Source organism: Enterobacter cloacae complex sp. IR5418, from assembly GCF_049238105.1.
Taxonomy (GTDB): domain Bacteria; phylum Pseudomonadota; class Gammaproteobacteria; order Enterobacterales; family Enterobacteriaceae; genus Enterobacter; species Enterobacter hormaechei.
Genome location: NZ_JBMKHS010000008.1, coordinates 131,160 through 143,615 on the forward strand (window position 1 = coordinate 131,160; position 12,456 = coordinate 143,615).

Annotated in this window: 14 protein-coding genes; 11 read left to right on the forward strand and 3 right to left on the reverse strand. The window is 54.2% G+C overall.

Features of this window, described 5'->3' with window-relative positions; genetic code table 11:
• Nucleotides 1-11: 11 nt before the first annotated feature.
• A complete protein-coding gene (locus ACOTX7_RS09125; protein WP_221256021.1) occupies nucleotides 12-917 on the forward strand; it encodes a LysR family transcriptional regulator in 906 nt (301 codons plus the stop codon).
• A 23-nt stretch (nucleotides 918-940) separates the two neighbouring features.
• Here ACOTX7_RS09125 and ACOTX7_RS09130 read toward each other — a convergent pair whose 3' ends face one another.
• Nucleotides 941-1,369, reverse strand: a complete 429-nt coding sequence (locus ACOTX7_RS09130) for an OsmC family protein (RefSeq protein WP_003857069.1) — start codon at nucleotides 1,367-1,369, stop codon at nucleotides 941-943.
• Between the two features lie 69 nt (nucleotides 1,370-1,438).
• Nucleotides 1,439-2,326 (reverse strand): LysR family transcriptional regulator, encoded by an 888-nt coding sequence (locus ACOTX7_RS09135; protein WP_260630810.1) that lies wholly within the window; start codon nucleotides 2,324-2,326, stop codon nucleotides 1,439-1,441.
• 111 nt (nucleotides 2,327-2,437) lie between these two features.
• Here ACOTX7_RS09135 and ACOTX7_RS09140 point away from each other — a divergent pair, with 111 nt between their 5' ends.
• The 7 genes from ACOTX7_RS09140 (at nucleotide 2,438) to adhP (ending at nucleotide 9,632) form a co-directional block, all read left to right on the forward strand.
• A complete protein-coding gene (locus ACOTX7_RS09140; RefSeq protein WP_159403291.1) occupies nucleotides 2,438-3,289 on the forward strand; it encodes a Vmh family MBL fold metallo-hydrolase in 852 nt (283 codons plus the stop codon).
• A gap of 51 nt (nucleotides 3,290-3,340) precedes the next feature.
• Complete coding sequence (locus ACOTX7_RS09145) at nucleotides 3,341-3,862, forward strand: VOC family protein (protein WP_221256023.1); 522 nt, start codon at nucleotides 3,341-3,343, stop codon at nucleotides 3,860-3,862.
• Between the two features lie 141 nt (nucleotides 3,863-4,003).
• Nucleotides 4,004-4,219, forward strand: coding sequence for a biofilm-dependent modulation protein (gene bdm / locus ACOTX7_RS09150; protein ID WP_006810702.1), 216 nt, complete (start codon nucleotides 4,004-4,006; stop codon nucleotides 4,217-4,219).
• Nucleotides 4,220-4,314: 95 nt separating this feature from the next.
• The gene (gene sra / locus ACOTX7_RS09155; RefSeq protein WP_006810703.1) at nucleotides 4,315-4,452 is read left to right on the forward strand and encodes a stationary-phase-induced ribosome-associated protein; all 138 of its coding nucleotides are present in this window, start codon (nucleotides 4,315-4,317) and stop codon (nucleotides 4,450-4,452) included.
• A 176-nt stretch (nucleotides 4,453-4,628) separates the two neighbouring features.
• On the forward strand, nucleotides 4,629-6,326 hold the full coding sequence (locus ACOTX7_RS09160) for an NAD-dependent malic enzyme (RefSeq protein WP_006810704.1): 1,698 nt from the start codon (nucleotides 4,629-4,631) through the stop codon (nucleotides 6,324-6,326).
• Between the two features lie 389 nt (nucleotides 6,327-6,715).
• Nucleotides 6,716-8,425, forward strand: a complete 1,710-nt coding sequence (locus ACOTX7_RS09165) for an ABC-F family ATP-binding cassette domain-containing protein (protein ID WP_221256024.1) — start codon at nucleotides 6,716-6,718, stop codon at nucleotides 8,423-8,425.
• A 196-nt stretch (nucleotides 8,426-8,621) separates the two neighbouring features.
• Nucleotides 8,622-9,632: an alcohol dehydrogenase AdhP gene (adhP, locus tag ACOTX7_RS09170; protein WP_205923841.1), complete on the forward strand. Its 1,011-nt coding sequence runs from the start codon at nucleotides 8,622-8,624 to the stop codon at nucleotides 9,630-9,632.
• A gap of 47 nt (nucleotides 9,633-9,679) precedes the next feature.
• Here adhP and araJ read toward each other — a convergent pair whose 3' ends face one another.
• Nucleotides 9,680-10,855, reverse strand: a complete 1,176-nt coding sequence (araJ, locus tag ACOTX7_RS09175) for an MFS transporter AraJ (protein ID WP_006810707.1) — start codon at nucleotides 10,853-10,855, stop codon at nucleotides 9,680-9,682.
• Between the two features lie 161 nt (nucleotides 10,856-11,016).
• Between araJ and ppk2 the strand changes: the two genes are divergently transcribed.
• The 3 genes from ppk2 to ACOTX7_RS09190 all read left to right on the forward strand — a co-directional run bounded on the left by ppk2 (nucleotide 11,017) and on the right by ACOTX7_RS09190 (nucleotide 12,446).
• Entirely contained in the window at nucleotides 11,017-11,832 is an 816-nt protein-coding gene (gene ppk2, locus ACOTX7_RS09180; protein ID WP_221813186.1) for a polyphosphate kinase 2, read from the forward strand.
• 102 nt (nucleotides 11,833-11,934) lie between these two features.
• A complete protein-coding gene (locus tag ACOTX7_RS09185) occupies nucleotides 11,935-12,123 on the forward strand; it encodes a hypothetical protein (RefSeq protein WP_047354838.1) in 189 nt (62 codons plus the stop codon).
• Nucleotides 12,123-12,446 (forward strand): CcdB family protein, encoded by a 324-nt coding sequence (locus tag ACOTX7_RS09190; protein WP_047354839.1) that lies wholly within the window; start codon nucleotides 12,123-12,125, stop codon nucleotides 12,444-12,446. The genes ACOTX7_RS09185 and ACOTX7_RS09190 overlap by 1 nt, the downstream gene beginning before the upstream one ends.
• Nucleotides 12,447-12,456: the final 10 nt, after the last annotated feature.

Sequence of the window (12,456 nt, forward strand, 5' to 3'; positions counted from 1 at the left end):
AGGAGATCTGTGTGGATCAGCTAATGGCAATGCGCGCCTTTACGCGGGTGGTTGAATCCGGAAGCTTTACCCGAGCGGCAGACTCCCTGAACATGCCGATAGCCACGCTGAGCAAGCTGGTAAAATCACTTGAAGCGCACCTGGAAACACGGCTGCTGCATCGCACTACGCGCCGGGTGGTCACGACGGCAGAAGGCATGGAATATTACGAGAAAGTGCTGCGGGTATTAATTGATATAGAGGACATTGATACCGCCTTTCGCGCATCGTGCTGCACGCCTAAAGGCCATTTGCGTATCGACGTGGGAGGCTCAACCGCCCGGGACGTGTTGATACCCCTGCTGCCGGATTTTTTTCAGCGCTACCCGGACCTGCGCATCAGCCTGGGGGTAGCCGATCGTCCGGTAGATTTAATCAGTGGAAACGTAGACTGCGTGATCCGCGGCGGCCCGCTGGATGACTCTTCGCTTATCGCCCGGCATATCGGTGACGCCCGGATGATCGCCTGCGCGACGCCGGGCTATCTTAAGACTCACGGCATCCCTGCCTATCCGCAGGAGCTGCGCAACGGCCATAAGCTGATAAGCTACCTTTCCCCCGTTACCGGACGCGCATTCCCGTTTCGGTTCCTCGAGCGGAGTGAACCGCTGGAGATCAGCGTTCCGCACCATCTTGGAGTCAATGAAAGCAACGCACACCTGGCCGCGGCGCTGGCGGGTTTAGGGATTATTCAGACGTTTGGCTATGCTGCGAGAGCGCATCTGAAAACGGGTGCGCTGGTAGAGATCCTGAGCGACTGGCGTCCTAAGGCGTATCCTTTTCACGTGGTCTATCCACAGAGTCGGCATTTAACGCATCGCCTGAGAGTGTTTATTGCGTGGCTTGCCGAGGTCTTCCCTGCGGCGGTAAAAGGTTAGCCGGGCATTTGCCCGGCCTGATATCAGTTCAGTTTGTAATCCAGCGTAATTTCCGCTTTCAACAGCTGCGACACCGGACAACCCGCCTTCGCTTTCTGAATAATGCCGTCGAACTGCTGTGGATCAATACCCGGGACCGTCACCTTGCTTTGCAGCGCCACTTTGCTGATGGCAAAACCGCTGTCGGTTTTATCCAGCGAGACATCCGCCGTGGTATCGATGGAATCAGCGGTGTAGCCCGCTTCACCCAGCATCAGCGACAGGGCCATAGAGAAACAGGCCGCGTGCGCTGCACCAATCAGCTCTTCCGGGTTGGTTCCTTTTTCGCCCTCAAAGCGGGTGTTAAAGCCGTAAGGTTGCTGGTTAAGGACGCCACTCTCTGTTGAAACCGTCCCTTTCCCGCGTTTGATGTCGCCAGACCAGTGTGCTGAACCGTGCTTATGAATCGTCATTCTTGCTCTCCTTTTGGCTTACAAAGGGATAAGTATAGGACGCATAATCCATTTTGCGTGGAAGACAGATTAGTCCGAGCGCGTGGCAAGGTGGTTTGCCAGCGCGTCAAGGAACACACGCTGCGCCGCAGGTTGGTAGTCACGCGACTGATAAATGCCAAAAATACCAATCGGTTTTGGCGTAAAGTCGCTGAGCACCGGCACCAGGCTACCCTGCCTTAGCGCCGTGTCGGCCTCGCGCTCGGGCAGCATGGCAATACCACAGTGGTTTATCGCCGCCTCCATCAGCAGAGACGAAATGCTGGCGCTGAGATTGCCGCTGACCGCCGTCGTAACCGGCTCCCCTTCGGGCGATAAAAAACGCCACGACTGACCGGCAAAAAAGCTGTAATGCAGGCAGTTGTGCCGGGCTAAATCCTCTAGTTGCTCTGGAACACCCCGGCTGGCGAGGTAGAGCGGCGAAGCGCAAAGCACGGACCGACACTCTCCCAGTCGGCGGGCGATCATGCCCGGCTCGGGGTTATCGGTGATACGGATCGCCACGTCAATTCGCTCCCCAACCAGGCTCACCGGATGGTTATTCACATCCAGCTCAATGCGCAGCTGCGGGTAACGCTGCAACAGATCCGGCAGCACCGGAGCGATAATCTGCATCGCGGTAAAATGCGCGCAGGCGACACGCAGGGTGCCTGAGGGGGATTCCTTCACGGACTGATCTTCGATTTCCTGAGAAATTTGCGAGAGCGTGCGTGTCTTTTGCAGGACTTTCTCCCCCGCCGCCGTCAGCGTCAGCTTGCGGGTGGAACGGTTTACCAGCCGCGCACCGGCCCACTTCTCCATCTGTTCCAGATAACGGCTCACCATCGGACGGGAGATCCCCAGCGCCCGCGCCGCCGCGCTTAAACTCCCCAGCTCACAGATGCGGTTGTACACCTGAGCGGCAATAACGCGATCCATTCTGACCTCCATTTGCTCGATTTATGAAACTAAGCATCTCCTGTTTCAGGAATTCTGGCAAATGCAGAGATCCGTACAATAGAGACTTTCCTGAAGAACAGAGACATAACCATGACAATCGCCCGCCTTGCTTTGCTGACCACCCTTTTCACTCCGGCCGTCTTTGCCGCGCCGTTAACCATTGATACGTACAACCCGCAGGAAAAAGGCATTTTTGCCGTTTCTTCCACCCTGGTGTCTGGCCCGAAAGAAGCGGTGCTGTTTGACGCGCAGTTCAGCGTCAAAGATGGCGAAGCGCTGGTAGAAAAAATCCGCCACAGCGGTAAAACGCTGAACAAAATTGTGATCACCTCCGGCGATCCGGATTTCTATTTCGGCCTGCAACCGCTGGTGAAAGCCTTCCCCAACGCCAAAGTTGTCGCCACGCAACAGGTGGTGGACCATATCAGGGCCACAAAAGACGCGAAGCTCGCCTTCTGGGGGCCGCAGATGAAAGACGGCGCGCCGACACAGCTCTACGTGCCGCAAGTGCTTGCCTCAACCACCTTTATGATTGACGGTGAGAGAGTGAATATTGAAGAGCCTGAGAGCTATGCGGCGTATGTCTGGATCCCATCCGCAAAAACCATCCTCGGCGGCACGGGCGTCTCGTGGGGCATTCACGTCTGGACGGCGGATACCCAAACGCCGGAAAGCCGCAAACAGTGGCAGCAGACGCTGGATAGCATGGCAGCCCATCATCCCGAACGCGTTATTCCGGGCCACTACCTGGGGACACCGCCAGCGGGTACCGGCGCTATCGACTTTACCCGTCGCTATCTTCAGCAGTTTGAACTGGCCCTCACGTCGCATAAAGCGTCAACCGACGTAATCAACACGATGAAAAAACAGTGGCCGAACCTGGCGGAAGTCAGTTCGCTGGAACTGAGTGCGAAAGTGAATACCGGCGAAATGAAGTGGTAATCACCTGATTATCTCCTGCTATATTTACATTTTTTATAGCAGGAGATTAATATGCAATCGTCAGTAAGGGGCATTGACCATATTGGTATTACGGTGCCCGACATTGAAAAAGTCACCCTATTTTTTGAACGCGCTTTCGGCGCACAGGTTTTATATCATTCTGTCGATGCTGAAACCGATAATATTGACCAGACCGCCCAGCAACACACCTTAAAATTATTTCCCGGCACTAAAATTCACGCCATCCGCATGCTCGCCATGCCTCACGGACCCGGCATAGAACTTTTCGAAATGCATGGCCCTGAACAGGGTATGCCTGCCCGCGCCAGCGACTTTGGCCTACAGCATTTTGCTGTTTATGTTGACGATTTTGACAAGGCGATAGCTGCGTTCACCGCAGCCGGCGGCGAGATGTTTACCGAGCCAAAGCCGCTCACGTTTCCGGATGAGCAAGGTGAAGATAATGCTTTCTGCTACGGACAAACCCCCTGGGGGAGCATTGTGGAATTGATCTCCTGGCCGACGCCCATGCCTTATGAAAAAACGACAAATTTACGTCGCTGGAAACCCTAAATTTTATTTCTGTGCTACGGGATATGATATTTTTATTTCCAGGACGAATCTGAGCCACAACGGCAAAAATATTTGCCAATCTGAATACGAATTACGATTTTGCACGCCGTAACATTAAACAGACAACGACACGGAGGCAGCATGTTTACTTATTACCCGGCACATACCACAGCAGCACAACCCGAACTCGTTAACGCGATTGCACAGGGTCTTCAGGCGGAGCACGGTGTTGTTACTGAAGATGACATTTTGATGGAACTGACCAAATGGGTGGAATCCACGGATAATGACATTCTCAGTGACATCTACCAGCAGACCATTAACTACGTCGTCAGCGGGCAAAATGCACCTTTGTAAAAACCTGCTAAGCTGGATCTGCAACCTAAGGGGTTACATTTCGTTTGCGTAAGCAAACTTGTCCTTAAAACTATCAACAGGATTGAGGAGTTAATATGAAATCGAACCGTCAGGCACGCCATATTCTGGGACTGAACTACAAGCTCTCTAACCAGCGTAAAGTGGTTATTGAAGAGGGGAGCGAAAAGCAAGTGACCCACGCCACGGGCAGGAAACGTCAGGCAGACAAGTAAGTTCCAGTACGAAATTCACAACACCATCGGTTTCCCCGGTGGTGTTTTTGTTTATGTGTTGCGGTAATTAATATTCAGCTCCTTTATAATACCGCCCGACCGCACCCCGTAGCACAGGCCAGAAAGATGACAAACAGCAGTGTCAGGGACGGATCTTCTTAAAAAGAGTGAGTGACATGGACAACAAACTGAAAAAACATCGTTCCCTTTATATTCCTTACGCCGGTCCGGTTTTACTGGAATTCCCCCTTCTGAACAAAGGCAGCGCCTTCAGCATGGAAGAGCGCAGCAGCTTTAACCTGCTGGGCCTGCTGCCTGAAGTGGTCGAAACCATTGAAGAACAGGCAGAACGTGCCTGGATCCAGTATCAGGGCTTTAAAACCGAAATCGATAAACACATCTACCTGCGTAATATCCAGGACACCAACGAAACCCTCTTCTACCGCCTGGTGCAGAACCATCTCGAAGAGATGATGCCCGTCATTTACACCCCAACCGTCGGCGCGGCGTGTGAACGCTTCTCAGAGATCTACCGCCGTTCCCGCGGTGTGTTCATCTCCTACCAGAACCGTCACAACATGGACGATATTCTGCAAAACGTGCCTAACCACAACATCAAAGTGATCGTGGTGACCGATGGCGAACGTATTCTGGGCCTCGGCGACCAGGGCATTGGCGGGATGGGGATCCCCATCGGTAAGCTTTCACTGTATACCGCCTGCGGCGGGATCAGTCCGGCCTACACCCTGCCGGTGGTGCTGGACGTGGGGACCAACAACCAACAGCTGTTGAACGATCCGCTGTACATGGGCTGGCGTCACCCGCGCATTACCGACGACGAGTACTATCAGTTTGTTGATGATTTCATCCAGGCCGTGAAGCACCGCTGGCCGGACGTGCTGTTGCAGTTCGAAGACTTCGCGCAGAAAAACGCCATGCCACTGCTGAACCGCTACCGCGATGAGATCTGCTCGTTCAACGATGACATTCAGGGCACCGCGGCGGTCACCGTGGGAACGCTGATTGCTGCGAGCCGTGCGGCAGGCAGCCAGCTCAGCTATCAGAAAATTGTCTTCCTGGGCGCAGGCTCCGCGGGCTGCGGCATCGCCGAGCAAATTATTGCCCAGACCCAGCGCGAAGGCTTAAGCGAAGAGCTGGCCCGCTCCCGCGTCTTTATGGTGGATCGTTTTGGCCTGCTGACCGACGGTATGCCGAACCTGCTCCCGTTCCAGACCAAACTGGTGCAGAAGCGCGAGAACCTGAAAAACTGGGATACCGACAACGAAGTGCTCTCGCTTCTTGACGTGGTGCGCAACGTGAAGCCGGACATACTGATCGGCGTGTCCGGGCAGACCGGTCTCTTCACGGAGGAGATTATTCGCGAGATGCATAAACACTGCGAACGTCCAATCGTGATGCCGCTGTCTAACCCGACTTCACGCGTGGAGGCAACGCCGCAGGATATCATCGCCTGGACCGAAGGTAAGGCGCTGGTCGCGACCGGCAGTCCGTTTGATCCGGTGCTGTGGAAGGACAAACTCTACCCCATCGCACAGTGTAATAACTCCTATATTTTCCCGGGTATTGGTCTGGGGGTTATCGCCTCCGGCGCGTCACGCATCACCGACGAAATGCTGATGTCCGCGAGCGAAACGCTGGCGGGTCACTCACCGCTGGTGAACAACGGTGAAGGGCTGGTACTGCCTGAGCTGAAGGACATTCACAAAGTGTCCCGCGCTATTGCCTTTGCAGTTGGCAAAATGGCGCAGCAGCAAGGCGTCGCGGTGAAAACCTCTGCCGACGCGTTGCAGCAGGCGATTGACGATAATTTCTGGATGCCGGAATACCGTAGCTATCGTCGTACTTCGATTTAAATATTGCCCCTCACCCAGCCCTCTCCCCAAAGGGGAGAGGGTGAAAACCGCACCGGACAGTCTCCTCGCCCCTTTGGGGAGAGGGTTAGGGTGAGGGGGGAATATACGGCTCTACCCACTAGCCAAACCCATTTTCCCCCGCTACACTCCCTTCATCCATTAACCTACTGAATATATAAGGAGGCCAATTATGCTGTACTGTGAAATTTTCAATGTTTCACATACATTTGGTGATCGCACCAGCTCAAGCGTTATCGGTATCGTGCTGCGATAACTTCCGCTTGAGCGAAGACACCTACCCCTGAAATCCCTTCTCTCGGGCTTACTGAGTTATCGTCAGCGATGTTTGACGAGGCATAAACATGCCTGTAGCTCCTGGGTAAGCAACAATGAGCACTCTACTCACTGCACATTCTTTACGCGTTGATACGGCGTTCGGCACGCTCTTCGACTCTCTCTCCTTTACGTTAAAAAAAGGCGATCGCATTGGCCTGCTGGGTGATAACGGCTGCGGAAAAAGTACGCTGCTGAAAATCCTCGACGGGACGCAGTCCCCTGCCGCCGGAACCGTTTCGCTGGCGGGACATTGCCTGCTGGCGCGCGTGGAACAACATCTGCCGGAGACCCTTTATCCCCTGACTATGCTGGATGCGGTGCTGGCGCAGCTGCCTTTAGCTGAGCGCGACAGCCTGCGCTGGAAAGCCGAGACGCTGCTGGCCGGGATGGGCTTTACGGTGCAGGAAACCCTGTTGCAGTCCGCCACGCTGAGCGGCGGTCAGCATACGCGTTTGCTGCTGGCACGAGCGTTGATAAACGATCCGGATCTGCTGCTGCTGGACGAACCGAGCAACCACCTCGATTTGCCGACCCTGCTGTGGCTGGAGCAGTTTTTACAAAACTGGTCCGGCAGCTTTGTGCTGGTCTCACACGACAGGCAGTTGCTGGACGCGGTAACCAACGGCAGCTGGTTCCTGCGCGATAAGACGCTGCACGCCTTCGCCCTTCCCTGCACTGCCGCCCGCAAGGCGCTCGACGCGAAAGACGAAAGCGATGCGCTACGCCATAAGGCAGAGCAAAAAGAGATCGACCGCGTAACGGCCAGCGCCAGACGTCTCGCGACCTGGGGCAAGGTCTACGACAACGAAGATCTCTCCCGGAAGGCTAAGCAGATGGAAAAACAGGTTGAACGGCTGAAAGAGAGTCAGACGGAACTGACGGCGGGAAGCCAGTGGACCTTAACCCTGCGCGGGGACGCGCTTCGGGCTGACCGCCTGCTGGAAATGACCCACCTCGGCGTACCCCCTGCGCCGGGTTTGCCAGACCTGTTGACGCTCGACAGCGCCCGGCTGAAAAGCGGCGATCGCGTGGCGATTGTGGGACGTAACGGCTGTGGTAAATCGTCGCTGCTGAGGCTTATCTGGCGTTATTTTCGCGACGAGATCGTGGACGACCGGCTTAAGCGTCACCCGCGCGTCTCGCCCGGCTACTACGATCAGACCCTGCACCAGTTGCCGGACGATGCGGCGCTGCTTGATGCGCTGGAGCCTTTCGCGCCAGATCCGCAGACCCGCAAAATGGCGCTCATCAGTGCCGGGTTCCCATGGGCGCGTCACGGGCAAAAAGTCAGTACGCTGAGCGGCGGGGAACGTTCGCGCCTGCTGTTTGTCGGCCTGACGCTTGCCCGCTATAGTCTGCTGATGCTCGATGAACCGACCAACCACCTCGACATGGAAGGCAAAGAGGCGCTGGCAGAAACGCTGCAACAGTTTGAAGGCGGCGTGCTGCTGGTGAGCCACGATCGTCAGTTAATTCGCCAGAGTTGCAACCGTTTCTGGCTGATTGAGGACGGCAGGCTGAGCGAATGGCACGATGCGGAGGCGGTGTTTGAACGCCTGCGTGAGGGCACCGGTCCGGTTGTACCTGAGGCGTCGAAGGCCGCATCAACGCCACCCTCTTCAGCGTCTGACGATCTGCTTGAACGCCTGGTTGCCCTCGAAACGCTGCTGGAAGAGGATTTGGCGCGCAAGCCAAAACACCAAAAACCGCAGTTGCAGGCACAATGGCGAAAAGAGATTGAGGTGATAGAAGCGCAGCTGTAAATCTGAGCCCGGCGGTGAGATCGCCGGGCCAGTGTTTTTCACCCCAATTTATGCGTGGTACGCCCTTTTCTTAATCCGAAAATGCATTAATTAATGACATTATGTTGCCGTTTCCTTGCATTACAGCGCCAAAGTATTAATCCTTAATGGGTAATCAGACCTGCTATGCAGATACTCATCATGAAAGGAGAAACACATGAAGGCTGCTGTTGTCACTCAGGATCATCAGGTTAACGTCACAGAAAAAACCTTACGCGCGCTCAAGCATGGTGAAGCGCTGCTGAAGATGGAGTGCTGTGGCGTGTGCCATACCGATCTCCATGTTAAAAACGGCGATTTTGGCGACAAGACCGGGGTGATCCTCGGCCACGAAGGGATTGGTATCGTCAAAGAGATTGGTCCGGGCGTCACGTCGCTAAAAGTTGGCGATCGTGCAAGCGTGGCGTGGTTCTTCGAAGGCTGTGGCCATTGTGAATATTGTAATACCGGCAACGAAACCCTGTGCCGTGACGTGAAAAACGCGGGTTACTCCGTTGACGGCGGCATGGCGGAAGAGTGCATCGTCACCGCGGACTACGCGGTGAAAGTCCCGGAGGGGCTGGACTCTGCGGCGGCCAGCAGTATCACCTGCGCCGGGGTCACCACCTACAAAGCGGTAAAAGTTTCTGACATCAAACCCGGCCAGTGGATTGCGATCTACGGTCTGGGCGGTCTGGGCAACCTCGCGCTGCAATACGCCAAAAATGTCTTCAATGCGAAAGTTATCGCCATTGACGTGAATGACGAGCAGCTGAAGCTCGCTGCCAGCATGGGCGCAGACTTAACCGTGAACTCCCGCAGTGAAGATGCGGCAAAAGTGATTCAGGAGAAAACCGGCGGTGCACATGCGGCGGTGGTGACGGCGGTAGCGAAAGCGGCCTTCAACTCTGCCGTTGACGCGGTGCGAGCCGGTGGCCGCGTGGTGGCTGTAGGCCTGCCGCCAGAAGCGATGAGCCTGGATATTCCACGTCTGGTTCTGGATGGGATTCAGGTAGTGGGTTCCCTGGTGGGTACCCGTCAGGATCTGCTCGAAGCCTTCCAGTTTGCGGCTGAAGGTAAGGTGAAACCGAAAGTTACAATGCGCCCACTGGAAGATATCAACGCCATCTTCAAAGAGATGGAACAGGGCCAGATCCGTGGCCGTATGGTGATTGATTTACGTTCTTAACCGCGAGGGTCTCCCCGGTGAAGGGTGTGGAGACCCAAAAGGCGACTTCAGGCCAACGCGCGCGCGTTGGCCTGACGCTTTTTGGCACATAAATAACCATACATCAGCAGAGAGGTCATCGCAGAGAAGGATAAAATCGCGGCCGGCAGCGTGACATAGCTCCAGCTAAAGCCGAGCGTAATCATCAATCCACCGAAATAAGCGCCAATTGCGCTGCCGAGGTTAAACGCCATTTGCCCGCCTGCGGCCCCCAGCATCTCGCCGCCTTTCGCATTTTGCAGCAGCAGAATTTGCAGCGGCGCAGAGAGCGCAAACAGCCCGGCACAGCAGACGAATCCCATCACCAGTGAAGCTGTTTTAAGCTCGCCAAATGCGAACAACGCCAGCAGGGAAGCCACAATCACCAGGTCGGTGGTGGCAGCAATGCGCAGTGGACTAAAGCGCGACGAAAGCTTGCCGCTGAACACATTACCCAGCACCATGCCCAGCCCCATCAGCATCATGATCGCGGTCATGACGCCCTCGGAGAAACCTGACACGTTGACCATAAACGGCTTCACGAAGCTAAACCAGGCAAACACCCCGGCATTGCCAAACATCGTAGCGGCAAAAATCAGCCACGGTTCCGGTTTCTTCAGGAAGTGAAATTGTTCGGCCAGCCGGGTGGTTGTCGTGTCGCGAATGTCTGGCACCCACAGCAGAACAGAGAGGATCACCAGCGCATCAAAGACCGCAATTAAGAAAAAGGTATAACGCCAGTTAAATTCGTGTCCGAGCCATGTTCCGAGCGGAACGCCAAGCAGGTTGGCAACGGTCATCCCGGCAATCATCCCGGCCACAGCGACCGTCACTTTACCCGGCGGTGCGATTTTTGACAGGATTATCGCCCCCACACCGAAAATCGCGCCATGCGGGAAACCAGAGATTAAGCGCCCCGCCGCCAGCCCCACGTAGGAGTCAGAGAAGGTAAAGAGTGCGTTTCCGACAACGCACATCGCCACCAGAAAAAGCAGGGTTGTTTTCAGCGAGAATTTGCTGGAGAACAGCGCCACAATCGGCGCGCCGATCACCACGCCAAAAGCGTAAAACGAAATCATATTTCCGGCGGAGGGAATCGAAATTCCCGTATCGTGAGCCAGCTCTGTCAGCACACCCATGATGCCAAACTCAGCCATCCCCAGGCCAAAGGTACCCAGTGCTAACGAAAAAATTGTCTTTTTCATACCGCGACCACTGTTGAAAAATATGCAGCGTGCATTATTGATTAAACTTGTATGGTGAGCCAGTTCAAATCAACTTTCTGACACATTAATCCATTCATTCAGGTCGATTACACTCTTAATACGGCCTCGATCCCGCGACCGGACACAAAGGGAGACCCACCATGGTCAGTAAGAAGAAAACCCGTGTTGATGATGTCGCAAAAAATGCGCCACTCAAAACCAAAGCGTACGAACAAGAGCTTCGCCGCCTCCATGTTGAACTGGTTAAGCTCCAGCAATGGGTGGTCGCCAAAGGGTTAAAGGTCTGTATTGTTTTTGAAGGGCGAGACGGCGCCGGTAAGGGCGGTACTATCAAAGCGATCACCGAGCGCGTCAGCCCTCGGGTGTTCCGCGTGGTTGCGCTACCGGCCCCGACCGATAAAGAGAAAAGTCAGCTCTATTTTCAGCGTTACGTTTCCCATCTGCCCTCTGCCGGTGAAATCGTCATTTTCGACCGCAGCTGGTACAACCGCGCTGGGGTGGAAAAAGTCATGGGGTTCTGTACCGAAGAGCAGGTCGAAAAATTTCTTGATGGAACGCCAGTGATGGAAAAAGCGATGGTCGATGCCGGGATCATCCTGTTGAAGTACTGGCTTGAGGTAACGCCAAAAGAGCAGGAGCGCCGCCTGCGCGATCGCATTAATGATGGTCGCAAGATCTGGAAACTGTCTCCAATGGACATTAAATCTTTCAATCTGTGGGATGAATATACCCTCGCCCGCGACGCGATGTTTAAAGCAACCGACACCGCCTGGGCGCCGTGGTTTGTGGCGCGTTCAGAAGATAAAAAACGGGTGCGACTGAATATTATTTCGCATCTGCTTTCCCAGATCCCCTATAAAGAAATTCACGTAGACAAGGTGGATTTACCGAAACGCAAGATCGGTAAAGTGAAACCTACAAAATATCCCTTCCGCTATATTGCGGAACGGTTTTGATATTACTGGAAGATGGCTCGCATAATGTAGATTACCAGGGGGAACAGTATTGTTTTTTGTTGGCTGCGGTTGATAATGGCCGTACCAACAAAGGAGATATTAATGAAACGTACAGCAGAGTCTAACCCTTCAAGACGTATCCCATCCACAAAGCCTGTAGTCGATGCGAAGCCATACTCTGTTGCCTCGCATCATCCGTCTGACGCGGATCGCGCATTTATACGAGCAATGAATGAGTTTGTGGAGAAACATGGGACTATAACTGATGATGATTTTTTCAAGGTGCTTTGATGCTGAGACAATTTAATGTTTATCGTAATACGTCTGCGGCAACCCGGGATCAGCTTCCTTATTATATGCTCATTCAGGATGATTGTTATGACGATCTCCCCACACGCGTCATTGTACCGCTCGCGAAAAATAACAGGCTACCGTTATGGCAGAGCCATCTGGCCCCACGAGTCAATATTGAATTTGAAACGTTTCTGATTTATTCACCAATGATAACTCATCTTAATAACCAGAAAATTAATCCAAAAGACTTTGTTTGTAATTTACGTAACGCTCGTCAGGATGTTATAGCAGCAATTGATCGCTTATTAACTAACACATGACGTCAGCCTG

Bases quoted from the DNA above. Each gene is read 5' to 3' on its own strand.
- bdm (WP_006810702.1), top strand. From the start codon at position 4,004: ATGTTTACTTATTACCCGGCACATACCACAGCAGCACAACCCGAACTC.
- araJ (WP_006810707.1), bottom strand. From the start codon at position 10,855: ATGAAAAAGACAATTTTTTCGTTAGCACTGGGTACCTTTGGCCTGGGG.
- ACOTX7_RS09140 (WP_159403291.1), top strand. From the start codon at position 2,438: ATGACAATCGCCCGCCTTGCTTTGCTGACCACCCTTTTCACTCCGGCC.
- ACOTX7_RS09165 (WP_221256024.1), top strand. From the start codon at position 6,716: ATGAGCACTCTACTCACTGCACATTCTTTACGCGTTGATACGGCGTTC.
- ACOTX7_RS09135 (WP_260630810.1), bottom strand. From the start codon at position 2,326: ATGGATCGCGTTATTGCCGCTCAGGTGTACAACCGCATCTGTGAGCTG.
- ACOTX7_RS09160 (WP_006810704.1), top strand. From the start codon at position 4,629: ATGGACAACAAACTGAAAAAACATCGTTCCCTTTATATTCCTTACGCC.
- ACOTX7_RS09145 (WP_221256023.1), top strand. From the start codon at position 3,341: ATGCAATCGTCAGTAAGGGGCATTGACCATATTGGTATTACGGTGCCC.
- ppk2 (WP_221813186.1), top strand. From the start codon at position 11,017: ATGGTCAGTAAGAAGAAAACCCGTGTTGATGATGTCGCAAAAAATGCG.
- adhP (WP_205923841.1), top strand. From the start codon at position 8,622: ATGAAGGCTGCTGTTGTCACTCAGGATCATCAGGTTAACGTCACAGAA.
- ACOTX7_RS09185 (WP_047354838.1), top strand. From the start codon at position 11,935: ATGAAACGTACAGCAGAGTCTAACCCTTCAAGACGTATCCCATCCACA.
- ACOTX7_RS09130 (WP_003857069.1), bottom strand. From the start codon at position 1,369: ATGACGATTCATAAGCACGGTTCAGCACACTGGTCTGGCGACATCAAA.
- ACOTX7_RS09190 (WP_047354839.1), top strand. From the start codon at position 12,123: ATGCTGAGACAATTTAATGTTTATCGTAATACGTCTGCGGCAACCCGG.
- sra (WP_006810703.1), top strand. From the start codon at position 4,315: ATGAAATCGAACCGTCAGGCACGCCATATTCTGGGACTGAACTACAAG.